Origin of the sequence: Alkalibacterium pelagium, from assembly GCF_900109325.1 — a bacterium.
Taxonomy (GTDB): Bacteria; Bacillota; Bacilli; order Lactobacillales; family Carnobacteriaceae_A; genus Alkalibacterium; species Alkalibacterium pelagium.
This window is the reverse complement of record NZ_FNZU01000030.1, coordinates 1-1,691: the sequence shown is the minus strand read 5'-3', so window position 1 is coordinate 1,691 and position 1,691 is coordinate 1. Positions and strand designations below refer to the sequence as shown.

Below are 1,691 nucleotides of genomic sequence, written 5' to 3'. Positions count from 1 at the left end.
ACCTGAATTATTCATACCTCTAAATGTGGATAACTATTTCTATTAAACTCACTGCTTTTTTAGACATTTTTAAGTATTAACTGTCTATCATGCCACTTTATATCCTTCTCGATTAGATCGAAAACAAAAAGATGGAAAAAAGAGTATAAAGACCCCTTGGTCTTACAATCGTCAAAAAATTAATATGATCTTCTGGAGTAGCTAATGTAACAGAACCAACTGTTGAATATTCTCCAATATTGTCCAGAACAGTGAAGAGAAAACGTAACCTGTGGACAAGCGGACTTTTATTTTACGCGCATGTCGTGTCAGCCTTCCAGCAATGTGGAAAACTTTAAACCGAATAGTCGCCACCGTTGATTTTTTCTCTTTATCTGGGAATGTTAGCTCTTTCATCAAATGAATGACTGTATAGGCAATACAACTCATCATCATGCGAGCCTGATTCGCAAGAAACGTTGAACTATCGGTCTTGTCGAAGGAAAAACCATGTTTGATTTCTTTGATATAATTTTCCATTGTCCCTCTCTTTTGGTAGAGCTTGTACACTGTTTGGGCAGGTATATCAACGAAATTTGATACGATAAACTCAAACGTCGTAAATAAGAGTTCGCCAGCTTCTCGAGTGGCCTTTACAGCTACTTTACGAACCGTTTCCCAAGATTTAGCTTGATAATCAATCTTGAAATACTGTGATTCTTTATGTGTAAAGTCTGTATCTGGTCCGTAAAGGACCTTTGGTTGAGCCATGTTCTTCAGTCGTGTATTGACTTTTAAACGAATAATATACTTCACTTTTTCTTGCTCGCATAACTCATAGATCTCAGGTTTGGCAAAGCCACTGTCCCCTCGGACAGTTAAAAACATATCACATGAGTGCTGTTTGTGTTGAGAGATGATGTCTGCTAAAAAGACTTCTGCATTGTTAGACGTGTACACATTGCCCGGACGAAGTTCAGCACCCAGAAACAGACCAGTCAGTCCATCAAAAGCCACTAAGGGATGATAACCCGTTGTTCCGTAGTGAGTATTGAAATCAGTCTGTTCTTGTTTTCCGAAGGTGTCTGAGTGAGTAGAATCCACGTCAATGATCATATGCTGTGTATTTTGTTGGCCGATATAGATAGTGGTCAATGCCTTGGCAATTGATTGAAGTTGAACGATATTCTCCTCCGACAGTTGATGAATAAAACGAGAAACCATCGACTGTGAACCTAAGGTCGTTTTATTTAGCCCCTGCTGAAAAACTGGATCGTGACGTAGCCAATTGGCTGAAGAATCCGTTGAGTAACCGGCTATTAACTGCACAAGAACCTGCATAAATAAATCAATATAGTCATGTGTACAATAGTTTCTTGAATCGTCAATATGCAATAACTCGTTAACCAGCTCTTTGAACTTGATCTTATGAAAAAATTCAAAGAGTAAAAGGAGACCGGAATCATTGGATAATTGACCGCCATCGTTTGACATAACCAAATGGGGATTGAATTGTAGTTGCTTTTCTTGTAAAGTTGACATTGAGCACACCTCTTGTTTTTGTTGTTTTCGTCGACTTTACAATAACATAGAGCGTGCTCTTTTTGTATGTTTTTTTCTTCACCCAACGGGTGAAGAAGGAATAGAGTGATAAACCTTATCAAAGCGGGATAAATGCCTGTTCTGACAAGGTACTATGAATTATTCAGGAT

The 1,691-nt window shown here is 38.3% G+C and carries 1 protein-coding gene; it reads right to left on the bottom strand.

What is annotated here, in order from left to right:
• Positions 1-201 precede the first annotated feature (201 nt).
• Positions 202-1,521: an IS1380 family transposase gene (locus tag BMX79_RS12380; RefSeq protein ID WP_091483125.1), complete on the bottom strand. Its 1,320-nt coding sequence runs from the start codon at positions 1,519-1,521 to the stop codon at positions 202-204.
• Positions 1,522-1,691: the final 170 nt, after the last annotated feature.